Genomic DNA, 24,724 nt, shown 5'->3' on the forward strand with positions numbered 1-24,724 from the left:
TCCCCCCACATATCTTTATTGTAAAAATAGGCTTAGGATGTGGAACTATGAAGCTGGATAAACCGAATTTTCTCGTCTTTGTCGTCGATCAGGAACGCTATCCGCCTGTCTACGAAAGTCCCGATATACTCGCATGGAGCAAAGAGAATCTCCCTACTCAAGAACGATTACGCCAGCATGGCATGGAGTTCCATCGCCACTACATTGGAAGTGCAGCCTGCTGCCCGAGCCGTGCCACCATGTTCACCGGACATTATCCATCCCTGCATGGGGTATCGCAGACCAATGGGATCGCCAAGCAAGCCTTCGACTCGGATATGTTCTGGCTGGATCGTAATACCGTCCCGACAATGGGTGATTACTTCCGCGCGGCAGGTTATCAGACCTACTACAAAGGCAAGTGGCACATCTCCCACGAAGATCTTGTCATCCCAGGGACACATGATTCACTGAACAGCTATAACTCCGTCACAGGTGTACCCGAACCACCTCGTGTGAAGCTGTATGAAGATGCGAACCGTCTCGATGACTTCGGCTTCTCCACTTGGGTTGGTCCAGAACCGCATGGAGCTGATCCCCGTAATTCGGCTTCCTCTGCTGCTATTGGGCTGAGTGGACGAGATGTCGTATACGGTGAAGAAGCGTCGGCCTTAATCGAAGCGTTGGATCATAACCAAGCCCAGAACCCTGATGCACCGCCATGGCTCGTCGTCGCTTCCTTCCTTAATCCACATGACATCGTGCTCTATGGAGCCATCGCTGAACAAGTACCCCTATTCAATTTCGCACTTGAACCGATGCCGGATGTGCCACCACCACCAACCCAGCACGAATCGCTCCATACCAAGCCACGCTGTCAAGCTAGCTACCGAGACCTTTATCCACTCGCCGTGCAACCCATCCCGAACCATGAACATTACCGCAAGCTTTATTTTCAATTGCAAAAAAACGCGGATCAGCAAATGCACCGCGTCTTTGAGGCGTTAACCCATTCTTCCTTCTATGACAATACGATTGTCATCTTCACATCCGATCACGGGGAGCTATTAGGCGCCCACGGCAATCTCCATCAGAAAATGTACTGTGCCTACGAAGAAGTCGTGCACGTTCCGTTCATCATTCACAACCCGCAACTGTTTAAGCAGCCTGAACATGCGACTGCACTGACAAGTCATCTCGACTTACTCCCAACGATGCTAGGACTTGCGAATATCGACATTGAGGGTGCACTGCAACAAATGCAAGACCGGTTTAGCGAAGCACAGCCATTCGTCGGGCGCAATTTATCTCAAGCGGTACTGAACAAGCAGCCGGATGCTATAGCGGAAGAGACGATTTATTTTATGACAGACGATGATATAACCCGCGGTCAGCACCAGATCAATGTTCTCGGCATCCCTTACCCATCCGTGGTGCAGCCGAATCACATCGAGACGATTATCACGCCTATACAGGGCACAGGACCTCGTGAACTGTGGAAACTGTGTCGCTACTTCGATAACCCCCAATTTTGGAGTGATCCAAATGTTCAAGATTGCACCGCAAGCGGGCAAGTGAAGACAACGCCAGAACCGGATGAATATGAGTTGTATAATCTCACCCAAGACCCGCTTGAGACGATCAACCTTGCCAATCCTACTAATGCCACGCCGTACACGACCCAAATGTTCGCCTATTTGAAGCAGCAGCTGGATAATCAGCGAAATCTAAAGCGGCAAGTGCCGCAGACCGTTAATTAAGGGCGTGCAAAGTCTGAAGGGCTGTACTCTCATCTTGTAAAAAGAACACTTGCGTTCCGTTGTTGCACTCATAGATGAAGTCCTTCAGACTCTTGCTCGTATACCCGCTAAAGTCACCGATGATCGCCAGCTTCACTTGGTAGTTCACATATTTTTGCAGAATCTCTCCTGCAAGCTTCGTGCTTAGATCGAAGAAATCTTCTGTAATGCTGGATTTGTGCAGCACAAGCTTGCTGCATTCGTCGGTGTAGTTCACCGTTGCCATTAGATCCAGAGCATCCTGCACACCGTTAATTACAATTTCCGTACTTTCAATTACGGCCACTTTGGACTGACCTTGTTGATCGATTCGAATATTCATCTTGTTTCCACCTTTCCTTTTCCAATATAACAATTACGACCGGCTCCAAGTCCCGCAATTAAGAAGACGATGCTTGCTGCTACGAGAATGAGAAGCGGTATTGTCCAGTTGTGTGTGACATCATGCAAGAATCCGAATAAGGGCGGTCCCACTGCAGCCATCAAGTAACCTGCCGATTGCGCCATGCCGGATAGTTCTGCTGCCTCGTGCATCGAGCGAGTACGTAAGGAGAAGAACATCATCACTAGACTGAACGCAAACCCACAGCCGATCCCTAAGGAAGCCATCCACACCATTAATAGAGCACTTCCACCGAACCAGACACCAAGCAAACCTGCACTAAACAACACAAAGGTGAGCACAACCAGCATTCGCTGATCCTTCATTTTGCCAGCAATAATAGGTACGATGAAAGTAAAGGGCAGCATCAACATTTGCATGATTGACATCATGTAACCCGCGCTACTTGCTTCAATCCCTTTTTCCACAATAATAGAGGGAAACCACGTCAGGATCACATAGAACATCATCGACTGCATACCCATGAATAGCGTGACCTTCCAAGCAAGCGGTGATTTCCATAAGGAAACCTGATGCTCCTGATTCGCATTCACAGCAGCGGTAGCCTGAAGATCCTTGCTTCGCATTTGCGGCAGCCACAATAGAACACAGACGAACGCTAAGATCGCCCAGATGCCAAGCGCACCTTTCCATCCGAAACCAAGCGACTTCGCAAACGGCACACTTACACCCGATGCAATCGCGCCGAATAAGTTCATGGATACGGAATAAATACCGGTCATGAGTCCTGTTTGACGTGAAAAGTTCTGCTTAATCAAGCTTGGCAGAAGTACGTTACAGATCGCGATCGCAAGCCCTAACAGGATCGTTCCGATGAATAGCGTAATCGCATAGTCCGACGATGAGCGCACTCCAATACCTACTACCAATACCAATAAGGCGGCAAGTAAAGTGGTTGCCATCCCGAACTTTCTCGCAATTCGCGCTGCAAACGGCGATAACAAGGCAAATGCGATAAGCGGCATGGTTGTGATCATTCCCGCGAAAGTATTGGATAGATGGAGCTCATCGCGAAGTGTCTGCACGAGCGGCCCGACAGATGTTAAGGGCGCTCGCAAGTTCGCTCCAATTAAGATAATCCCGATGATAAGCATCCAGCTTCCACTTGAGATCGAGCGCGTGATAGCGGAATGATTCGTATGCGTTGATTGATTCAATTGTGTTTGACTTTGCATGATTTATTTCATCTCCATAAAAATATTCCGCAGCGCATCCATATCTTCCTGCACAGCTTCTGCTGCTTGTTCAGGATCCTGCGCTGCAATTGCTTCTACAAGCTTGTGGTGCATCTGAGACAACAGACACTGCCTACTACGTTCAATGGCAGTAAGGACCGATAACTGCACAACATCCATTATGTTGCTGTACATGTCGATCATTAGTGGATTGCCCGTCGATTCAACTAGAGCAAGGTGGAACAGTAAATCTGCTTCTATATACGCCGTGCGGTCTTCGCTTGTCTGTAATTCATCACATTGTTTCATGTAAAATAATATCCGCTCCATATCTGCCTCGGATCTGCGCGTAGCTGATAATCTCGCCACTTCTCTCTCAATGGCAAAACGAACTTCCAAGATATCAAGCATACTTGTCTTCTGTAGACGACGCTTTAACATCGTACCCAGTGCACTACTGGCACACACATACGTGCCATCGCCTTGTTTCGTGCGCAATAAACCTGTATGGGTAAGAGCTTTGACCGCTTCCCGCAAGGAATTGCGGCTAATCTGGAGCATCTCCATCAGCTCGGGTTCACTCGGTATTTTCTTGCCAACCGGCCATTTCCCGGATTCAATTAGGGCTTCCATCTGCTGAACGACTTGTTCAGGCAGGGTAAGTCTTGTCGTTTTGTTCAACAAGATCGCACACCTCCAAACGTAGGATGTTTAACTGTTTGTATCTTAGCACAATTATGAGCGATGCACACAAGTAATATTTTGCAAAAACATAAAAAAAGCAAGCATACGTCTCTATGTATGAAACATATAATGAATGTAGACAAGATGTACAGGCATGATGACCCCAGGAACAAGGAGGGAAACCATGAGCAAATCCAATCAGCAAAATTACAAGAATCACGCTAAATTTGACCCGCTATATCACTTTGTTCTCGCCCCGATCACAACTATCGTGTTCGTATTTTCTACCATTGAGATGATTCAAGAAGATTACGAATTAGACTCGATTATTCTAGTCGGGGTGGCATTATGTATTCTCTTACTTGTGGGGCTCTTGCGTATCTATGCGACGAAACTGCAGGATCGTATCATCGTAAGTGAAGAGCGATTCCGTCACTATAGACTAACAGGCAAGCCGCTTGATTCAAGGCTCAGCGTGTCTCAGATCATCGCACTTCGCTTTGCACCGGACGAGTCGTACCCTACTTTATGTACACGAGCTGCTGATTCTGGCCTGTCATCGAATGCCATTAAGCAGTCGATCACCAAGTGGCGGGCGGATTATTATCGCGTATAACAACGCTTAAGTGAACTTATAATAGCGGCAGCAATGCCGCTTTTTTGTTATTTCATTTTCCAACCTAAATAAACAACTTACTAAACTTGATAAACTTATTAAAAGTAAGTATAATAAACATATCGATCATAAGGAGGTCATTCACATGTCTGAACAAATTGCTCCACTGGAGATTGGAATAAGTACATTCTTAGAAACAATGCCTGACGTAAATACAGGACAAACAATGAGCCATGCCCAGCGTCTTCGCAACGCAGTTGAGGAGATTGTGCTTTCGGATCAAGTTGGACTGGATGTATACGCGATTGGTGAGCACCATCGCCCTGAATATGCAGCATCTGCACCGGAGATCATTCTAGCAGCCGCAGCACCAATGACGAAGCACATTCGCCTATCCAGCGCGGTTACGGTGTTATCATCCGTTGATCCGGTTCGTGTATTCCAGAACTTCGCAACACTAGACGGCATCTCGAATGGCCGTGCGGAAATTATGGCAGGACGCGGTTCATTCATCGAATCGTTCCCGCTATTCGGATATAGTCTGGATCATTATAATGAATTGTTCGAGGAGAATTTGGAGCTGCTGCTCGCGATTCGTGATTCGGAGAAAGTGACTTGGCGCGGTGGTCACCGTCCAGCGATTGATAACTTAGGCGTCTACCCACGCCCGGTTCAAGATCCGCTTCCGGTATGGATTGCAACAGGCGGCACACCGGAATCTGCCATTCGTGCAGGTGTACTTGGACTGCCAGTTGTATTCGCCATTATCGGCGGTATGCCGGAGCGCTTCGCTCCGCTAGTCAATCTGTATAAACGTGCAGCGAAGGAAGCTGGACATGACGTTAGCAAGCTGCAAATTGGCACGCACTCGCACGGTTATGTTGGCGATACGAATGAACAGGCTGCTACGAAGCTGTTCCCATCCATGATGGCGCAGTTCAACAAAATCGGTCGTGAGCGAGGCTGGGGACCATATACGCGTGATACATTCGATGATGCCATGAGCCTCCGTGGTTCGCTCTATGTCGGAGATCCCGAATATGTCGCTGAGAAAATCGTCCTGCTTCGTCAGAACCTTGGTTTAACACGCTTCTTCATGCATGCCAATGTCGGTACGATGACACACCTTGAAGCGATGCGCTCGATCGAGCTATTCGGTACGAAAGTTGTTCCTATAGTACGTAAGGAACTCGCACGTATCGAAGGTACGAACTAATCTTATATGCATAATAAAAGTGTGCTTAAACGCTTGGGAACACCCACGTTCGAGCACACTTTTTGAGTTTTATGTCTTTCCACATATCCCATAGAAGAACATATGAACCATGCCTCTAAAGAAATCATCCGTATCGCCGCTTCGCTCCGCCATCGCAAGCATCACTTCATACTGATTCATGTACAGTTGTATGAACGCCAGAACCGTCTCCATCGACACTTCTTCCGAAATTTCACCGCTCGCTTTTCCTTCTTCAATAATTCGCATCGTGATTGGAATCGTCTTCTCTTGATACATGTGTTCGATATACGCTGCAAGCTCAGCATCATCCATGAGTAACTGCTGAATTAAGTTTGGCGGGAAATCGCGGTAAGCCGCTCCTTCCTGAAAAATAATATGCTCGATCTTCTCCTTAAACGTATGCTCCTCATCCATATACGCTTCAAAGTCGGCAATTGCTTTCTCGACGAAATTCTTGAACACCTCACGAACTAACGCTTCTTTGCTGCCAAAATAGTTATAGATCGTCACCTGCGATACGCTTGCTTCCTTGGAAATATCGGCAATCCGAATCCGCTTCGGATCTGTTGTACGCATCATCACAAGTGTAGTTTGCATGATCTTCTCTTTAATTAGATTTGCTCTTCTTTCAAAACCATTCATCGAAACCCACCCTATCTGCATACGATTCTTTATATAGTTATGAAATATGAACATAAATATATTTCATAAAATGGTTGACGGAATTATTTTACAGGTATATTATAACATATGAAATATGTGAGTTTAAATATTTCATTTTTCTTACCTACCTGGAGGTGTACCCGATGTTAAAGGTTCAGCATTTAACGAAAACATTTTCAAATGGAAAAGGAATTAAAGATGTGTCGTTCACAGTGGATCAAGGCGAAGTGTTCGGCTTTCTCGGACCGAATGGCGCAGGGAAATCGACGACGATCCGCCACATCATGGGCTTTATGAAGCCCGATTCGGGCAGCGCTCAAATTAATGGACTCGACACTTGGCAGCACCAAGGGAAGGTTCAATCATACATTGGCTATTTGCCAGGTGAGATTGCGTTTATCGAAGGGATGACGGGCAAGGCGTTCCTTGATTTTATGTTAGAGATGCAAGGGGTCAAGGATCGTACGAAGCAAACCCAGCTTATTGAACGTCTACAATTCGACGTAAACACCCCTATTCGCAAAATGTCCAAAGGGATGAAGCAGAAAGTCGGAATCGTCGCCGCACTCATGCATGATCCTGCCGTCATTATTCTGGATGAACCGACTTCAGGACTTGATCCCCTCATGCAGAAGGTGTTTATTGAGATCGTTCTAGAGGAGAAAGCACGCGGCAAGACGTTCTTAATGTCCTCACATAGCTTCCCCGAGATTGAGCGAACCTGTGACCGAGCGGCGATTATTAAGGATGGTGTCATCGTTACAGTTAAGGACATTCACGAATTGCAGTCGATGCAGCGGAAGCTGTTTGAAGTTATCTTTGAAAATGAAGCCGATGCGCGGACGTTTGCCGCAAGCTCTAGTCTCCTTGTGGACTCGCAAGAAGGTACGCATGTCAGGGTAGCGGTACAAGGCAATTATGATCAATTTGTAGCGGAAACCGTTAAGTATAAAGTACGCAACATCGATATTTACACGCAAAATTTAGAGGACATCTTCATGAATTACTATGATCGGAAGGAGATGTAACGACGATGAATATGACCTTATATAAGCAAATGATGAAAGTAAATATGAAGGGCTTCATGAACTTTGCAATTGGTTCGGCATTCTACATTTTACTCATGTTCTGGCTCTATCCGTCCATAGCATCCAATGCGGGTGCGATTGATGAACTGGTCAAGGCGATGCCGGAAGGAATTGCACGAGCGTTCAATCTCAGTGGATTCGGCAGTGCAGAGGCATTCATCTCCGGTGAATACTACGGACTCATTCTTGTGCTGATCCTCGCGATTGTATGCGTGCAAGTATCGACGCAGCTCATGGCGAAGTTAGTGGATCAAGGCTCAATGGCGTATTTACTAGCTACCCCGACTACAAGAGGGAAAGTGGCTTTCTCCCAAGCGATGGTGCTGATTACAGGACTCCTTCTCATCATGGCGGTGACGACACTTGCTGGAATTGGCGGTCGTGCGTGGTTTCTCGGAGATAAATATGCGTTCGACCCTTCCCGCTTTGTTCAGATGAACGTATCGGCATTCTTACTGTTCTTCGCCGTTAGCGGCATCTGCTTCCTCATCTCATCACTCACAAACGATGAGAAGAGAGCACTGAGCATCTCAGGGACTATTACCTTCCTGTTCTTCAGCTTAGACCTGCTAGGCAAGATTAGCGATAGCTTGGATTGGATGCGCAACTTGACCCTCTTCTCGCTCTATCGACCAGGGGATATTGTGAAAGGGGACTACGATATTCTCGTACCCTGCCTCATTCTTGGTTCCATTGGAATTGTGACCTTTGCACTTGCGATTCTAGCGTTCCGCAAGCGTGATTTGCCACTATAACTTAACGTGTAATACACGTTCAGAGACAGAAAAGCCGACCCGGACAGGTCGGCTTGTTTCCTTTTGGTCTAATTGACAAGATCTGTTGCCTTATGCGGCTTGCTGTAATGACTCACTCCGCCTGATCCGACAAGCACCCGACCGCCTTTGTTAAAGGTAAGCAGCTTGCTTGCACCACTAGTGAGCAGCACGACTACACGTGCTTGATTCGCTGTTGCGATATAGCTGACATAGCCACTGATAGTGACTACGACTCTCCAGTTCTTATCGAACTCGGATCTTGCAACCCGATTGGAATACACTTGATTCTCCACTCTCGTCACTGCATCATTCACTTTCTTCTTTGCCATCCTTCTCACCCACCTGTCTCTATGAGTCTTTCAATCTATCGTATGCATCTGAGAGTGTTTCGTGTGGGACAAGATGAATTGATTTTAATATAATGAGGACAGATCTGTTTATTTGTAAAATTTGGATTGGTTGCATGCTTAGGAGGCTATTATGGGAAACTATCATTTTATCGGAATTAAGGGATCCGGCATGAGTGCGCTGGCTCAATACTTGCACGATATGGGTCACAAGGTGCAGGGTGAGGATATTGAAACGTATCTATTTACCCAGTCTGCCTTGGATCGTCGCCATATTCCACTCTATATATTCAGTGAAGCGCCGCTAACTGTCGACATGACGGTTATTGCTTCCAATGCCTACACCGATGAACATCCATCTCTAGTTAGGTGCAAGGAGCTTGGACTCATGGTTACTCGCTATCATCATTTCGTTGGCGATACCCTTCAGAATTATACAAGCATTGCCGTTACAGGTTCACATGGGAAAACAACGACAACAGGCATGATGGTACATACGCTTGCAGGCATCGAACCTGCATGCAGCTTAATCGGGGACGGTACGGGACAAGGGCACACCGATGCCAAATTGTTCGTGTTCGAAAGCTGTGAGTATCGTCGTCATTTTCTAGCATACAAACCCGATATCGCGGTCATAACGAATATCGACTTTGACCACCCGGACTATTTTGCAGATATAGATGATGTGAGGGATGCCTTCAAGCAGATGGCTGCCCAGACAGGGAAGCTCGTCATCGCATGTGGGGATGATCCGCAGGTTCGTATGCTGCAAGGGAATACACCGACATTGTTATATGGATTTGGCTCGGAAAATGATCTTCGTGCATCGGGTCACACAATAGAACAAGAGAGTCAGTCCTTTGATGTGCATTACAAAGAATCCTTCGTGTATCGCTTTACGATTCCATCGTTCGGTAAGCATAACGTGCTCAATAGTCTTGCGGTTATCGGTGTGGCACTACAATTAGATTTAAATATGGGACTTGTGAAGTCGCACATTGCAACGTTTAGCGGCGTGCAGCGACGATTTTCCGAGAAACAATGGGGCTCTAATATTGTGATTGATGACTATGCCCATCACCCCTCTGAAATTAACGCTACTTTAGACGCTGTACGAAGTAAGTACCCACAGAAGAAGGCTGTGGCGATCTTCCAGCCGCATACATTTAGTCGATTAGAGAAGCTACTCGAAGAGTTTGCTGGGTCCTTGGAAGGGTATGATGATGTATTCTTGTGTGAGGTATTCGGTTCTGCTCGAGAGGCGAGTGGACAAGTCTCCACAGAACATCTGATACAGCTACTGCCCAAGGCACGTCTAATATCCGATAATATTGCGACTGATCTAGTCGCATACGAGGATGCCGTGCTTGTATTCATGGGTGCTGGCGACATTCAGAAGGTGCAGGAACAATTATTTTTAAATATTCATTGACAGGAATATTCTCTAAATGGTATATTTAGTTCAACAACAAGAACAGCTTCAAAAAATATGCGAGCAAAGGATATCAAAGCCATGGATATGACAACATTTAGCGCACTTGCAGAGCCGAATCGGTTACGTATTGTTGAACTACTGCTGGATGGTCCTATGAGCGTAGGTGAAATCGCGGAACAACTTCAAATTCGCCAACCACAAGCTTCCAAACATCTTCGTACGCTGCTAGACGCAGGACTCGTTGAAGTAGAAGCCGTCGCCAATCGCCGAAACTACAAGCTTCGACTAGAACCATTCCAACAACTAGATGCTTGGCTCAATACGTACCGAGGAGTATGGAACGAACAACTCGACAAGCTAGAGAGCTACTTGAATAAGCTGAAACACAAATCAAATTAATGGAGGAATAGAAAATGACAAATCAAATGATCACTAAAGTAGAAGGTAACGAAATTACACTTGAGCGCGTATTCAACGCACCACCAGAACTTGTATTCCAAGTCTTCTCTCAAGCAGAGCATTTAAAGCAGTGGTGGGGACCTCGCGGTTGGGAAGTAACTGCATGTACAGTGGACTTCCGTGAAGGTGGCGTATGGCACTATTGCATGAAATGTATGGATAAGAATCAAGGGGATTTCTTCGGTATGGAATCTTGGGGTAAAGCTGTATATAAGGAAATCGTTCAGAATGAGAAAATCGGCTACGTCGATTACTTCTCCGATGCGGACTGCAACGTAGTCGAAGGTATGCCGTCTTCACGTTCAACATTGTCCTTCCAACCATTCGAAGGGAAGACAAAACTAATCAACGTCGGCACGTACGAGTCTGCTGAAGCCCTTCAGCAAGTCATCGCAATGGGCATGGAGCAAGGAATTACAGAAACTTGGGATCGTCTAGCTGAGCACTTGGAATCTGTAAAATAAATGAAAGACAGCTTCGGGCTACCTACGCCTTGAAGCTGTTTTTTGTTTGTATGAGATGACCCTCATTCCGTAATTTGATTACGATTGGCCAGTACTTTAACATAAGGAATAGGTTCACATTCTTTTACAACAAAGGAGGAAGATCCCTATGAAACAAAACAAATACGATGATAACCAATTTTTCAATGCGTATAAAGAAATGGCCCGCTCAGTAAATGGCTTAGAAGCAGCTGGAGAATGGCATGTATTCCAAGCATTACTACCTGATCTAGCTGGCAAGAGCGTGCTCGATCTCGGCTGCGGTTTCGGTTGGCACTGCCTCTATGCGCGTGAACAGCAAGCAAGCTCCGTTGTCGGTATCGATATCTCGGAGAACATGCTGCACAAAGCGCGTGAAATGACGACTGATCCTGCTGTTACATATAAGCAAATGCCTGTGGAGGACATTGACTTCCCAAATGATAGTTTTGATGTGGTGATTAGTTCACTTGCATTCCACTATGTCGATGATTTCGCTGCACTGTGCAAGAAAGTGTTTAACTTACTGAAGCCTGGCGGTTCCTTCATTTTCTCTGCTGAGCACCCGATCTTCACTTCTCGCAATGACCAGAATTGGCATTATGATGAAGAAGGCAATATCATGCACTGGCCAATCGACGATTACCAATCCGAGGGCGTGCGCAATACTTCCTTCTTAACGGACAATGTGATTAAGTATCACCGCACGGTTGCAACTTACATGAACAATGTGATCGATGCCGGATTTATGATTAAAGCCGTTCGTGAGCCTGAACCATCTGAGCTTATGCTGGAGAGTGTTCAAGGCATGAAGGATGAACTACGCAGACCGATGTTCTTGATCATTTCAGCTGTGAAATAACCATTTGAATAACAAAGTGGCAGGGTTGAACATGAATGATGTTCGCACCTGCCACTTTATTTTTACACAGAGATAAGAATTATTCCGTATAGCCCACTGCCGTATTAATCCCAATCGACTTCGCTGCTTCGTCCCAAGCTACACCAAAATCTAGTGCTTTCCCGATGTCTCTTAGCTTGAAGTAGTTGTTATTGTTGATCTGGAACGCTTCAAAAGCAACTTCTTTGCCATTCACATACACTTTAGCAGTCGTATATGTGGCTATTTGCTGAGTTGGGTTAGCGGATACCTTAAGCTCACTGCCATCTGCTGTGTATGATTGTCCACCCGTTAGAGTAATTGCATTCTTCTCGCCATCCCACTTCACTTCGAACTGCTTGCCTGTGCCATTTACGACTTTTGCAAGATCGCGAAGCTTGAAGTAGTTGCTGTCACCGATTTGATAAGCTTCGAATGCCACATCTTTACCATCTACAATTACTTTGGAAGCCGTTGGGTCTGCTGTTGTAGAAGCTGTAGCCTTTGGCTCTTCTTTGCTTGGCTTTGTTTCTCCTTTTGTCGTAGCTGCTGTGCCTTTTTCAACGAACATGATATTTAAACCTTCTGCGTCCAGCACAGTATTGCCTTCCGCATCATATACGCCAAAATTCATCAAGAACACTTTACCTGCTGCAATGTCCTTAAGTTCACCTTTAATTGCGAATTTAGGATTGTATAAGACTTTACCATCTACAAATTTAGCTTCTTCCAGGCTACCTAATTGACCCTCACCGAATATCCCCGGATAGGAACTTACGAAATTTGCTTTTTTATTGGTCGATCTGATTTCAAAAATGGGGTATTCGCCATTCGCATTTTTCTGTGGCAATTCTACAACAAGTGTCGTTACATCAAAGGAGTTCTCTTCAAAATCCACCTGAACAACCTTTGTCTCCAAGTAATTTGGAATGATGACTTTGATTCCTTCGTCAAACGTGATTTCCTTACTTTGAGTTGCTGCCGATGCGGGCACCACTGCTACACTAACTGCTAGCATCGTCATTAGTAAAACCATCATCATGACTTTCAATTTCTTCATCGTTACATATCCCCCATTATGTAGATTTGATATTTTTTTACAAACATTAAAGCCTATAATAACAGAATATTTCACTATATCCCATAAAATTTTACAAAAAAATAACGCGCAAAGGCGTTATTTGACGAATATGTATCTATCCTATGCGACTTGTTTCAACAATTGCTCTAGGAAACTGTAATCGAAATCTACACCTTCACGAATCTTAATTCCCTTGCGCTCAGGCTTGTCCGATTTTTCGAAGAAACCTGCCGGTGCTTCAAGCGATTCTGCGTTAAAGATCGTCACATTGATCCAACCTTTTGCCGGGAAAAAGACGCATAACTGCTTACTATCTACCGTGTAATAAGCCTGCTTGTATTTCACTTGCTCTTCAACAGCTGGAACCGCCGAATAAATCGCATTACGAATTTGATTGCAAATCTCAACTTGCCACGGTACGTCAATTTGTCCGATATACTCCGTTACTTGTGCGTTCATACAAGAGATCCCTCCAATTTATCAATTAATGAGGTACACCTGAATCTGCCTGCGTTCATTAACCCTTATCGTCGTCCTTCTTCGCTTGTTGCAATTGCTGTAAATAGTCATCCAATCGATCGAATCGCTCTTCCCAAAGCCTTCTATATGCGGACATCCATACATCCATCGCTTGGAAAGGTTCTGGACAAAGACTGTAAATACGCTGATTGGCAACAGGCTTCACTTGCACAATACCTGCCTCGCAAAGCACATGCAAATGCTTGGACGTCTGGGGCTGTCTGAGCTCTAATGCCTCAGCAATTTCCCCTACCGAGTAAGGTCTATCACGCAGCAGCTCAACGATACGAAGTCTATTCGGTTCTGCTAAAGCACTCATCATTGAGTTCATAACCATAATGTACCACCTTTATTTCATTCATGTAAATGAATATTCTATATTAAGAATATAATATTTTATTATTTTTGCAACCCTATCTCTATAAAAAAGACCCCTAAGCGATTTGTAGGTTGCTACTTGCTGCATCCTGCTGCTAAGAGGTCTTCTAGCTTATACCTTTTTTACAAATTCGGATTTCAGCTTCATCGCGCCGAAACCGTCAATTTTACAATCAATATCATGATCACCGTCAACAAGACGAATATTCTTCACTTTTGTACCGATCTTCAGTGTGGAAGAGCTTCCCTTTACTTTCAGATCTTTAATAACCGTAACATTATCGCCATCTTGCAAGACATTACCGTTAGAATCGCGAACGACTTTCTCGCCTTCGCCATTGTCAGCAGCTGCACCTGGCATCCATTCGTGACCGCACTCTGGGCAAACTAACACGTTTCCATTCTCATACGTATATTCGGAATTACATTGTGGACAATTTGGTAGCATAATTTCATTCCCTCTATTCGTTGTTGTTCATGGAACAGGAAGTTCCTTACAGGGATGTATCATAACATAGACTGTAGGGGGAGACAAATTACACGAGTCACACAAACCACGCTTTTTTTAGCAAAAGAATCCCTCGCTCCAGCTCCGTATCGCTCAGTTTGCCAAACCCTAAGTGAAGCTGTGGCGCGCCATGTGGCGCCCCATTCATCCAGGATTGTTCAAATCCATACACCCGAACACCAACCTCATCCGCACGCTCAATTAAAGTGGATAACGGAAGATTCGATCGCAAAGTAAGGAGTAAATTAAGCCCCGCACTATAATTTGTGATCTCCACAATCTCGCTTAAATGCGTCGTTACCAATTGAATCAAGTACTCGTGTTTCTTGCGATAGAGATTGCGCATTCGCCGAATATGACGATACCAATGTCCTTGCTCAAAGAAACTCTGCATCGCCCATTGATCAATACGCGAAGGGTTAAATAATAAGTATTGCAGCTGCTTCATGCGCTCCATTAAGACAATAGGCAGAACCATATAGTTCATACGAAGTGCAGGTGTAAACGACTTGGAGAATGTACCGATATAGATCACACGACCGCCACGATCCAGTCCTTGTAACGACGGAATGGGCTTACCCAGATAGCGGAACTCTCCATCATAATCATCCTCGATAATATAAGCATCCCTCGCCTGCGCCCACTGGAGCAATTGCTCACGCTGTGCGTAGGGCATGACTGTTCCTAATGGGTACTGGTGGGATGGCGTGACATAAACACACTCTGCCTCGCTTTGCTCCAGATGAGCTATGGATATGCCCTGCTCTGTCGTAGGAATAGGAAGAACTTTAAATTCATTATGCACAAGCTGCTCACGCACATTCTCATACCCCGGGTCTTCCATGGCAATGTACGGAATATCCTTTAACAGCTTCGACAGAATGTTGATGCTGTAAGACATCCCTGAACCAATGACAATCTGTTCCGGTTCACATACAACCCCACGCGAGCTTCGTAAGTATTCCGCAATCACTTTGCGAAGTCCATACTCGCCTTGCTCATCTCCACAACGATTAAGTCCAACTGAGCGATCCAGCACGTCATTTAGCATCCTTTTCCAAGTTCGATAAGGAAATGCGCTCTCGTCTACACTTGCAGGATAGAAATCGATTAACTCACGCGGTTTCGTATTGTCAGGTGAAGTAACTACTCGAAGGCTAGTGGATTGTGATAAGTCTGTAGCAGTAGCTAATGACTCACAAGTATTCAAGTGCACAACAAATAGTCCCGAACGCGGCTTACTGACCACATACCCCTCTGAAAGCAGCATCTGATACGCTGTCTCAATCGGTGTCTTACTAATATTTAGTTGAAGCTGCAGCGCACGAACTGATGGCAGTCGAATTCCCGCTGCAAGTGCACCGCCACTAATCTGTGAGCGAATTTGCTTGTAAATTTGCAAATAAAGCGGCTGCTCCGTTTGACTAGACAGCACCATTTCGAACATCGCGCATCCCCCATTGATCCCCAATCTGTCTTCTAATTCAATCGTAATCTGACCATTTTAGGCAGGTCAATTATCGTGTAGGATACCTATAAGATTAGTTTACGGAATTTACCATTTCAATGCTAGGGATGTGGACAGAAAATGAAAAAAACGTTAAATCTCCCCCAAATTATTGCCCTGTATATCGGCTCTGTGATCGGATCCGGTATTCTCTTAGTTCCGGGACTTGCAGCTGATTTTGCTGGGCCTGCTTCACTGATCGCTTGGCTGGCAATGTCCATCCTTGTCATCCCAATGGCAATTACGATGGGACTACTTGCCGCAAAGCATCCAAGCTCCGGTGGGGTCTCCCACTTCGTACGCCTTGCATTCGGGGATCACTTCGGCAATATGGTAGGCTGGTTCTTCTTGTTATCTGTGCCCATTGGCGGACCTGTGCTTGCAGTAACTGGTGCCAAGTATGTCACGGCTGTCATGCATTGGGGGCATGATCAAGTATTTCTCATTGCAGCCGCACTTGTATTCTTACCGCTTCTTATGAACGTTGTCGGCATGAAACTCGCGGGCAAAGTGCAAATCGTTGTCATTGTTATCATCCTTACCATTCTACTGCTCGCTATAAGCACTTCTGCTCCGCACTATAATGCGACAAACTTCGAACCTTTTATGCCAAGTGGCTGGATCAGTGTTGCGCAGGCTGCAGGATTATTGTTCTGGTGCTTCATCGGCTGGGAGGCGGTTACACATCTATCAGCAGAGTTTGTGGACCCTCGCAAGAATGCCATTCGCGGAGTAATCTGGAGCGCGGGTATTGTCGGTATTCTATACTTTGGCGTAGCGTTTATGACGGTAGCCACTCATAGTTATGGCGGTTCGTTATCTGTAACCGCACTAAGCACACTCATCCAGCTTTCACTTGGGGAAATCGGTGGATGGTTGGTCGCGCTAGCTGCCTTATTCATTGGCTTTGCAACGCATAATGCTTACTTCGGAGCGGCATCACGCGTGGCAGCAGCTCTTGCCGAGGAAGGTGCAGCTCCTAAACTACTAGGTAAGATGCACCGCAAATATGATACACCCATTGGCGGATTAGCATTGATCGCTATTGGCAGTACACTGGGTCTGCTTGCGCTGTACTTCGACTGGATTTCACTAGCCCAGTTAATCGTACTGCCGAATGCGACTTTTGTAGCGACTTATATGGGAGGATGTTTAGCAGGAATTAAGCTGCTTAAAGACACTCGAATCGGATATGTGTCCGCTTGGATTTCTCTCCTTGTAACACTCGTTCTCTATCCATTCTTAGGCTGGTCTGCGCTATATCCGATCGCTATCGTAGTCATTATGTACGTATGGAAAAGTCGCAAGCAAGTCGGTGTGAATTTAACGCGCTAAGGTTTTCTTTTTCCGTAAAAAGAGTTCAATAAGGATCAAGTTCGGCACCCAGCACAACCACGCTACGATCTGATAAGCCGTCTCGAATTGACCCGTCAGCATAACAAGTGGAACCATGTAAACTCGCAGCGTAACCGCAGCGAACGTCAAGGCATAACTACGCAGTATCCACTTGCGATGTGCGCGAACGTCGTGTTTCATGATCGTATGAACAGCCATATAGGTGGAATACATCCAGAATAAATCAAGGGCAAAAAATCCCGTCCGTGCAATTGGACCTCCAGAAGCATAGAGCGAGAGATAGACGCTAACAATCCCGCTAATCCCAATACACACCACATACAACATACCTAATTGCCTGTGCATCTTCTGAGATGCAGGGCTTTTTTGCTTCCGAAAAATTTGAAAAGGTCCGATCACGATCGCCACAACAGCAGTTATGATGTGTGCGTAGAGTACGTATGCCCAAGGGTACAGGGTAAAGTCAGGGCTTTCTAGCTTAAACTGACCGATCCCAGACATACCCGGACCAAAGAATCCGTATTGAATAATGGCGTAAATAGCAATGAGGACAGCTAAGATAGTGACAGTAATCGCTCTTGCCTTTTGCATCATAAGATCACCTCGATATTATTTTTTCTCACAACTTAAGACGTCTAACAATGTGTTGGCACTTCAACTCAAATAAAAAGGCACCTGAAATTCAGGTGCCCAAGTATCGAGAAAGCGATGTTTATCCTTCATTGAAGTTAAGGCTGAACACTCCATAGCGCAGGCACATTGGAAGGTTCCCAGCCAGCCAGCGATGTATGTGGCTGTACGCATTTATATACTTTGCCGTTATAGGTCACTAGATCGTCTTTGGCGTACGCCTTATTCGCTACCCATGCCGGAGGAGCAGTTGGAGTAGCCGCATCCGTCGTTACCGTAAGCGTATTGCTAGCCGCTGAAACGTTGCCTGCGGTATCCTTCGCTTTTACCGTAAACGTATAAGCGGTATTTGCCGTGAGGTTGTTTATCACTGCCGTTAGCGTCGTACTACTTACAGAAGTGGCAAGGGTGGAACCGTTATACACATCGTAGCCTGTTACGCCTACGTTATCTGTAGATGCACCCCATGCGAGTGTCACGCTTGTTTGTGTTTTGGCTGTGGATGTCAGATTCGCTGGAACTGTAGGTGGAGTCGTATCTGCTGGAGGGGCCGCATCGGTTGTGACGGTCACGGCATTACTCGCAGTCGAGACATTGCCCGCAGCGTCTTTCGATTTTACCGTAAACGTATAAGCTGTATTGGCTGTGAGGTTGTTTATCACTGCTGTTAACGTCGTACCACTTACAGATGCTGCAAGATTGGAACCGTTATACACATCGTAGCCTGTTACGCCTACGTTATCTGTCGATGCACCCCATGCAAGTGTTACGCTTGTTTGTGTTTTGGCTGTGGATGTCAGATTGGCTGGAACTGTTGGTGGAGTCGTATCTGCTGGAGGGGTCGCATCGGTTGTGACGGTCACGGCATTACTCGCAGTCGAGACATTACCTGCGGCATCCTTCGCTTTTACCGTAAACGTATAGGCTGTATTAGCTGTGAGGTTGTTTATCACTGCTGTTAACGTCGTACCACTTACAGATGCTGCAAGATTGGAACCGTTATACACATCGTAGCTCGTTACGCCTACGTTATCTGTAGATGCTCCCCATGCGAGTGTTACGCTTGTTTGCGTCTTGGCTGTGGATGTTAGATTGGCTGGAGCTGTTGGTGGAGACGTATCTGGAACGATCGGTGTTGTTGTCACGGTGTTGCTTGCAGCGGATACATTACCTGCAGCGTCTTTCGCCTTCACGTAGAAGGATGCGCTACCTCCCGCAAGCCCTGTTACGGTATACGTTGTAGTCGTGGAGCTGCCGATCACGTTCGTTCCTTGATAGATGTCATAGCCGGTTACACCGATATTATCCGTTGATGCTGTCCACGTTAGAGTAGCGGAAGTTGCTGTTTGTGCAGAAATGGCGAGATTCGCAGGTGCATTTGGTGGCTGCGTGTCTGTAGGTGGAGCGGCTTGAAGCTGCCATAAGGATTGTGCGGCAGAAGGCTCCCAACCCTGGATCGAAGTGTGCGCGAACGTACATTTGTAGAGGTTACCATTATAAGTGACATAGGCTCCGACTGCATACGTCGCACCTACCTGCCATGCAGGGAAGACCGGATCCGTAGGTGTTGTCACATAAATGGAGTCACTAGATGCAGACGGATTCCCTGACAAATCTCTAGCTACTACATAGAACTTATACGTAGTACCAGGTTGAAGTCCAGTGATCGTGTCTGCTGTGTTTGGTGTTGATTTCACTAGCGTACCATTCTGGTAAATATCATAACCGGCAATATCATCATTATCGGTTGATGCACCCCAGCTTAATTTTGCAGTGGTTTTTGTTTTGGATGAGAGTGTAAGATTGCTCGGCGTTGTTGGTGGTTGATTATCGACAATTGGTGGTGAAGTCGTGACCGAAAGGGCATTGCTAGCACTTGATGCGTTGCCCGCCGCATCCTTCGCTTTTACCGTAAAGATATAAGTCGTGCTGCCTGTTAGTCCTTTAATAAGTGCAGATGTTGTTGCTCCGTTCACCGACAGTACGAGTGTACCATTCTGATAAATGTCATAAGACATAACGCCTACATTATCTGTGGATGGGCTCCAGCTTAAATTGACTTTCTTATCGCCATGACCTGCATCAATTAGATTGGTTGGTGCTGTAGGTGCTACCGTATCGGCTGGTGGAGTGGCTTGACTGAGGTCACCTGCAACCTTATCGAGCAGTTTCGGTCCTGTGCAGCTGAACTTCGGACTCGTGCGGCAATCCGAACTGAATTCCCAGAACATGCCGCCGCCAAGGTTGTTGTTCTTGATGTAGTCGGTTTTATAACCGAGCGATTCCGTATCATCGTAAGAGATAAAAATCTTGGTTGTTGGATTGTAGAGGTAAGGGACCTTGGCGATATTGTTAAAATAACGCGTGTATCCATTCTTATTCACATAATTGGCAGCGATATCCCCGTAATCGAACACCCCTGTATTGCCGGATTTCGAATCATCCCAAGTTCCGTTAGGTGACCATTTGAACACCGAATTGTTATCTGCCGCACAAGTCTGGTATAGACCATCGTTATTCGGCCCTGGAGGACAGTTCTTCCAACTCCGCCCCATGAACTCTAAACCAAGAACGATTTTGTTCAAAGGTACGCCTGCATTCTTATATGCTTTAACTGCACCATCCACATGGAAATTCATGTTGTAGTAAGGATCGCTTGGATCCCCATATAGACCTGAATTGTGGCTAGTCGTTGCTTCCCAAGAACCACCGTGGAAATCATACGTCATAATGTTAATCCAATCGACGATTTGAGCGATTTTGACTAGCTCTGTGTTATCAACGAAGGTTTGGCTAGCGCCAGAAGCAATGGTAAGCAGATAGCGCTTGCCGTCATCCGCTCCTGCTGCATCCAATTGATTGCGAATTTCTTGTAATAGTAAGGTGTAGTTCTGCTTATCCTCTGGACGATAGCTGTTGCCTTTGATTGCCTCGACATTCGGGTACTCCCAATCAAGGTCAACACCATCAAACCCATATGCACGAAGCGCATCAACCGCGGATTTGGCGAAGTTTTTCCTCGTTTGATCGGTTGCCGCGGTATCGGAGAATCGATTCGACCACGTCCATCCCCCAACGGATAGGATTGTTTTCAAATGCGGATTCTTGGCTTTTAAGTTCTTCAATGCCCCAAAGTTACCGCAAGCCGCATCTGCCCAGCAACCGGTTGTTGGACCACCAGGTGTTGGACGAAGCACATCCGCATCTGGATCACCTAACACGATACTACCGTTAGGAACATTGCCCGATTGAAGTGGAACACCGGTTGTCGTACATGCCCACGTTTGTTTATTCGGATTATCGATGGCGGTAGAACCGTTGCCATGTTTACCATCCCAACAAATATCAGCAAACGCGTAGTTGATATGTGTGACTTTAGAGACGTCAATATCCGTAACATTATAGCTGCGACCGTACACCCCCCAGGATGGGAAGTAGCCGACAATTTTGTAGTTTCCATTTGGTGTGGCTGCGCTTACATTTTGAACACCAATGCTGGTTAGAAGTGGCATGAGAAGCAGCAACAAGCAGAACCAGACCATACTCGCCTTTTTAAAGAAATTGCGATGAATCCTGAATTCGCCTCCTTTTTTCTGTACAACGGGTGACCCTTTAAGTAACGCGTTTTTCTAATCGGAGTCTTCATGGAGCCTGCTTCTCACTTTCACCTATCACAAATTACGGTCTCACCTCATTTCGACGACATTTCGATTTAGCCCAGACTATTTATATGGCGCGGTTAATTCAAAATATGACTTAAAAGATGTATTAAGGATATGCCTATTAATGAGGTGATTCGGTGATGTATTACTGTATTTAAACATAAAAAAGCTGCCGATATTCTCTCGACAGCCAACACCCGAAGTTCAGGTGATCTTTATCCATATGCATTTGAAGTGATTACTTTTTCTGTGCCAGCATACTCATAATAATCGTGATTGCTTCGGCTCTCGTTGTGTATCCCGTTGGTTCATACAAGTTTCCTTCATGACCTTGGACAATTCCTGCTAGCTCGATTGCATGAACAGCGCTCTTCGCCCATGATTCTATCATGCTATCATCTGCGAACTTTGTCTGAACAGACGCTTGCACATCATATTCGATGCCTGATGATTTAGCGATAATTACTGCAAGTTCCTGGCGGGAAATATTCTGTTTCGGCTCAAACGTACCGTCACTATAGCCCGTTACATACCCAGCTTCAATGGCTTGCGCTACAGCTTTCTTCGCCCAATCTCCAATCTGAGCTTCGTCTGTGAAGGTTAACGCTGCACCATCTTTAGTAGACTTAAGGCCATGCATCAGCATTACGATAAAATCTTCACGCGACACGGTACTGTCAGGTGCAAAAGTTCCATTCTCAAAACCTTTCACAATGCCTTGTTTCACTGCTTGTTTAATCTTCTCTTCTGCCCAATGTCCAGTAATGTCTGAGAGTGTAATACCCTCATCCACCTTGGGTTCTTGATTAACCGCGAGTACTGCGAATTTTGTAAAATGATCCACTTGCCCCGTGATCCGAGTACCTTTCACCTGTGCCCCTGTAACTTCAATCCACTTCTTAGCTGTTTCATCGTAATAGAAAAGCCCTGCGCGCTGTTTTTCCTTGATCAAAGATTGATTGAATTCCATTGTGATTTGGACAAGCTTTTTGAAATTTTCATTGAGATTCTTCAAGAGTTCAAACACAGGGCTGGCAAGTATTTCACCGTGTTTGATCAAGCTTGCTATGTCTTTGAGTTGATCAGCAGTCAATTGCAAAGATTGAGTAGCTGCACCTTCTGGAACGTCTACTTTTAGTAGATCACCAATGACAAGCTGACCCGCTTTGCCAGCAGGAATCGTTATTTTACCGCTAGTCGTTGATGGAGAAGGAGTTGAAGGAGTTGGTGTCGTTGGTGCTGGATTAGGCGTTCCTCCTCCAGACGAACCACTGCCAGTACCGCCACCATTACCTCCATCATTGCCACCGCTTGAAGCTACCGCACGCGTAATAACAATTGAATACGACTTCGTCGTTGTACCGTCTTCTGCTGTCACAATTACTGGAATTGTGTTGCTGCCTTCTTTGAGCGCAATCGCAGCACTGGGCTTGCCCCTTTCAACTGATTTACCATCAATTGTGAGCTCTGCATTGTCGTCTGATGCAGTTGCAGTAACCTGCACACTGGATACAGCATTCGCAACACTTGCTGTGTACTCGGTCTTATTCGCCACAAATTCAGGGCTTAGCGTACCGCTGGAGAGTGCAAGTCCGCTTAGTGTAGCGTCGGTGTTAAGAGCAGCCGCACGCGTAACAACAATTGTATACGACTTGGTCGTTGTACCGTCTTCTGCTGTCACAATTACTGGAATTGTGTTGCTGCCTTCTTTGAGTGCAATCGCAGCACTGGGCTTGCCCCTTTCAACTGATTTACCATCAATTGTGAGCTCTGCATTGTCGTCTGATGCAGTTGCAGTAACCTGCACACTGGATACAGCATTCGCAACACTTGCTGTGTATTCGGTCTTATTCGCCACAAATTCAGGGCTTAGCGTACCACTGGAAAGTATAAGTCCACTTAGTGTTGCATCCTTACTTAATGCCGCTTGACGATTTACTGTTATCGTATAGGGTTTGGCATCTCCAACAAGTGGGATCACATCAACTTGAATTGTGTTTTTCCCTTCATGGAGAGGGACATTGATCGACTTTTTTCCTGACGGATACGCCTGTCCATTCACTTTAACCTGAGATGTCTTGTCTAACGCCTCAGCCGACACAGCAATCTCCGATACAGAGCTCGGTACCGTCGCCGTATATGATGTTGTACTCGGACTAAATGCAGGACTTAAGTCACCAGCTGATATCTCCAATAAGGAGAGAGAATTAGAGAAGACATCACTCTTCGTTGAATCATAGACTTCCGTTGTTCCTGAATAGAGCTTAAGTGGTACTTGGGACAAATCTCCTGGCTTGTCCAACATAAAATCAAATTGAACTTCACCATTTTTTGTGAAATAGGCATATCCTCCAGGTACTTTCCACTGCGCCTCATTCGATAATGATATCTTAGGATCATTATTATAAAGCGTAACGCTGTTAGGTACTTGTATAAATACATCCGTGCCATCTGCAACAGCTTGCCCGTCTTTGTCATGGAGCTTGTATGTAGCACGAACAACCTGCGTCGGTTTTCCAACAAAGCTATTATTTATGGCAAATTCAGCTTTAACAAACTTTGCATAAGCTACTGGTTGGGCTGGCTTTGGACTCGACTGGAGTAAATTTACACTCACATAAGTATTTCCACCAAAACCATAATCAGAAGGAACCCAGCTTACCCGACCATCACTTACATAAGCTCCAACAATAACTCGTGTAGGATCGGTTTTTATATTAATTTCGCCTGTTTTTAGTTCCCCGGAATCATTGGCTTCAATGCCATCCGAATATCGAATAAATATCTTCTCGTCAGGAGCAAGAGTTCCCGTGATATTAAACGTAACTTGACTTACATTTACCCCCACACATGCACTTAATAACAATACAAACATCAACATCAATGTAAGGATGCGCAACCTGTTTGCTGTATGTTTCATCATCTACTTCCCTTCCCTCATTAAAATCCATAAACGAACTATTTCCCATCATATCGATTGCGCACCCCCTCTAATAGTGAGTATTGTCATCACTTTGTCATATGACATATTTCTATTTTTTTCTAGTTTATCCAACAAAA

Annotated in this window: 23 protein-coding genes; 10 read left to right on the top strand and 13 right to left on the bottom strand. The window is 45.7% G+C overall.

Annotated features, from left to right (window positions below; translation table 11 throughout):
• Positions 1–47: 47 nt before the first annotated feature.
• Positions 48–1,739 carry a sulfatase family protein gene (locus NV379_RS09295; protein WP_258207007.1) on the top strand — a complete coding sequence of 564 codons (1,692 nt, stop codon included), beginning with the start codon at positions 48–50 and terminating at the stop codon, positions 1,737–1,739.
• On the opposite strand, the gene NV379_RS09300 is transcribed toward NV379_RS09295, so the two are convergent.
• Genes NV379_RS09300 through NV379_RS09310 form a run of 3 tightly spaced genes read right to left on the bottom strand, consistent with a single transcriptional unit; the run spans position 1,732 to position 4,040 of the window.
• Positions 1,732–2,100 (bottom strand): DUF4180 domain-containing protein, encoded by a 369-nt coding sequence (locus tag NV379_RS09300; protein ID WP_258207008.1) that lies wholly within the window; start codon positions 2,098–2,100, stop codon positions 1,732–1,734. The two genes, NV379_RS09295 and NV379_RS09300, sit on opposite strands and share 8 nt — an antisense overlap.
• Entirely contained in the window at positions 2,097–3,356 is a 1,260-nt protein-coding gene (locus tag NV379_RS09305) for a CynX/NimT family MFS transporter (RefSeq protein ID WP_258207009.1), read from the bottom strand. Before NV379_RS09305 ends, NV379_RS09300 begins: the two co-directional genes overlap by 4 nt.
• Positions 3,357–3,359: 3 nt before the next feature.
• The gene (locus tag NV379_RS09310; protein WP_258207010.1) at positions 3,360–4,040 is read right to left on the bottom strand and encodes a FadR/GntR family transcriptional regulator; all 681 of its coding nucleotides are present in this window, start codon (positions 4,038–4,040) and stop codon (positions 3,360–3,362) included.
• Positions 4,041–4,224: 184 nt separating this feature from the next.
• Here NV379_RS09310 and NV379_RS09315 point away from each other — a divergent pair, with 184 nt between their 5' ends.
• A complete protein-coding gene (locus NV379_RS09315; protein ID WP_258207011.1) occupies positions 4,225–4,656 on the top strand; it encodes a DUF6526 family protein in 432 nt (143 codons plus the stop codon).
• Between the two features lie 145 nt (positions 4,657–4,801).
• Positions 4,802–5,872, top strand: a complete 1,071-nt coding sequence (locus tag NV379_RS09320) for an LLM class flavin-dependent oxidoreductase (protein WP_258207012.1) — start codon at positions 4,802–4,804, stop codon at positions 5,870–5,872.
• Between the two features lie 69 nt (positions 5,873–5,941).
• Here the strand turns inward: NV379_RS09320 and NV379_RS09325 are convergent, their stop codons facing one another.
• On the bottom strand, positions 5,942–6,535 hold the full coding sequence (locus NV379_RS09325) for a TetR/AcrR family transcriptional regulator (RefSeq protein WP_258207013.1): 594 nt from the start codon (positions 6,533–6,535) through the stop codon (positions 5,942–5,944).
• Between the two features lie 164 nt (positions 6,536–6,699).
• On the opposite strand from NV379_RS09325, the gene NV379_RS09330 reads away from it, so the two are divergent.
• Both NV379_RS09330 and NV379_RS09335 read left to right on the top strand, forming a co-directional pair.
• Positions 6,700–7,584: an ABC transporter ATP-binding protein gene (locus NV379_RS09330; RefSeq protein ID WP_258207014.1), complete on the top strand. Its 885-nt coding sequence runs from the start codon at positions 6,700–6,702 to the stop codon at positions 7,582–7,584.
• 5 nt (positions 7,585–7,589) lie between these two features.
• The gene (locus NV379_RS09335; protein WP_258207015.1) at positions 7,590–8,399 is read left to right on the top strand and encodes an ABC transporter permease subunit; all 810 of its coding nucleotides are present in this window, start codon (positions 7,590–7,592) and stop codon (positions 8,397–8,399) included.
• 68 nt (positions 8,400–8,467) lie between these two features.
• Here NV379_RS09335 and NV379_RS09340 read toward each other — a convergent pair whose 3' ends face one another.
• Positions 8,468–8,749, bottom strand: a complete 282-nt coding sequence (locus NV379_RS09340; protein ID WP_258207016.1) for a hypothetical protein — start codon at positions 8,747–8,749, stop codon at positions 8,468–8,470.
• Between the two features lie 151 nt (positions 8,750–8,900).
• Here NV379_RS09340 and murC point away from each other — a divergent pair, with 151 nt between their 5' ends.
• The 4 genes from murC to NV379_RS09360 all read left to right on the top strand — a co-directional run bounded on the left by murC (position 8,901) and on the right by NV379_RS09360 (position 12,005).
• Complete coding sequence (murC, locus tag NV379_RS09345; protein ID WP_258207017.1) at positions 8,901–10,199, top strand: UDP-N-acetylmuramate--L-alanine ligase; 1,299 nt, start codon at positions 8,901–8,903, stop codon at positions 10,197–10,199.
• Between the two features lie 81 nt (positions 10,200–10,280).
• Positions 10,281–10,601 (top strand): ArsR/SmtB family transcription factor, encoded by a 321-nt coding sequence (locus NV379_RS09350; protein WP_258207018.1) that lies wholly within the window; start codon positions 10,281–10,283, stop codon positions 10,599–10,601.
• A gap of 14 nt (positions 10,602–10,615) precedes the next feature.
• Entirely contained in the window at positions 10,616–11,125 is a 510-nt protein-coding gene (locus NV379_RS09355) for an SRPBCC family protein (RefSeq protein WP_258207019.1), read from the top strand.
• A gap of 148 nt (positions 11,126–11,273) precedes the next feature.
• Entirely contained in the window at positions 11,274–12,005 is a 732-nt protein-coding gene (locus NV379_RS09360; RefSeq protein ID WP_258207020.1) for a class I SAM-dependent methyltransferase, read from the top strand.
• 79 nt (positions 12,006–12,084) lie between these two features.
• Here NV379_RS09360 and NV379_RS09365 read toward each other — a convergent pair whose 3' ends face one another.
• The 5 genes from NV379_RS09365 to pdxR all read right to left on the bottom strand — a co-directional run bounded on the left by NV379_RS09365 (position 12,085) and on the right by pdxR (position 15,956).
• Positions 12,085–13,083: a stalk domain-containing protein gene (locus NV379_RS09365; protein ID WP_258207021.1), complete on the bottom strand. Its 999-nt coding sequence runs from the start codon at positions 13,081–13,083 to the stop codon at positions 12,085–12,087.
• A gap of 141 nt (positions 13,084–13,224) precedes the next feature.
• Complete coding sequence (locus NV379_RS09370) at positions 13,225–13,563, bottom strand: DUF1801 domain-containing protein (RefSeq protein ID WP_258207022.1); 339 nt, start codon at positions 13,561–13,563, stop codon at positions 13,225–13,227.
• A 58-nt stretch (positions 13,564–13,621) separates the two neighbouring features.
• On the bottom strand, positions 13,622–13,954 hold the full coding sequence (locus tag NV379_RS09375; protein WP_258207197.1) for an ArsR/SmtB family transcription factor: 333 nt from the start codon (positions 13,952–13,954) through the stop codon (positions 13,622–13,624).
• Between the two features lie 159 nt (positions 13,955–14,113).
• Positions 14,114–14,449, bottom strand: a complete 336-nt coding sequence (locus NV379_RS09380) for a zinc ribbon domain-containing protein YjdM (RefSeq protein WP_258207023.1) — start codon at positions 14,447–14,449, stop codon at positions 14,114–14,116.
• 97 nt (positions 14,450–14,546) lie between these two features.
• Positions 14,547–15,956, bottom strand: a complete 1,410-nt coding sequence (gene pdxR / locus NV379_RS09385) for a MocR-like pyridoxine biosynthesis transcription factor PdxR (RefSeq protein WP_258207024.1) — start codon at positions 15,954–15,956, stop codon at positions 14,547–14,549.
• A 141-nt stretch (positions 15,957–16,097) separates the two neighbouring features.
• On the opposite strand from pdxR, the gene NV379_RS09390 reads away from it, so the two are divergent.
• Entirely contained in the window at positions 16,098–17,351 is a 1,254-nt protein-coding gene (locus NV379_RS09390; RefSeq protein ID WP_258207025.1) for an APC family permease, read from the top strand.
• On the opposite strand, the gene NV379_RS09395 is transcribed toward NV379_RS09390, so the two are convergent.
• The 3 genes from NV379_RS09395 to NV379_RS09405 all read right to left on the bottom strand — a co-directional run bounded on the left by NV379_RS09395 (position 17,340) and on the right by NV379_RS09405 (position 24,584).
• Entirely contained in the window at positions 17,340–17,963 is a 624-nt protein-coding gene (locus NV379_RS09395; protein WP_258207026.1) for a DUF2306 domain-containing protein, read from the bottom strand. The two genes, NV379_RS09390 and NV379_RS09395, sit on opposite strands and share 12 nt — an antisense overlap.
• Positions 17,964–18,100: 137 nt before the next feature.
• Entirely contained in the window at positions 18,101–21,544 is a 3,444-nt protein-coding gene (locus NV379_RS09400; protein ID WP_258207027.1) for a glycosyl hydrolase family 18 protein, read from the bottom strand.
• A 358-nt stretch (positions 21,545–21,902) separates the two neighbouring features.
• Complete coding sequence (locus NV379_RS09405) at positions 21,903–24,584, bottom strand: cadherin-like beta sandwich domain-containing protein (RefSeq protein WP_258207028.1); 2,682 nt, start codon at positions 24,582–24,584, stop codon at positions 21,903–21,905.
• Between the last annotated feature and the right edge of the window lie 140 nt (positions 24,585–24,724).

The organism is Paenibacillus radicibacter, assembly GCF_024721995.1.
GTDB classification, from domain to species: Bacteria; Bacillota; Bacilli; order Paenibacillales; family NBRC-103111; genus Paenibacillus_AM; species Paenibacillus_AM radicibacter.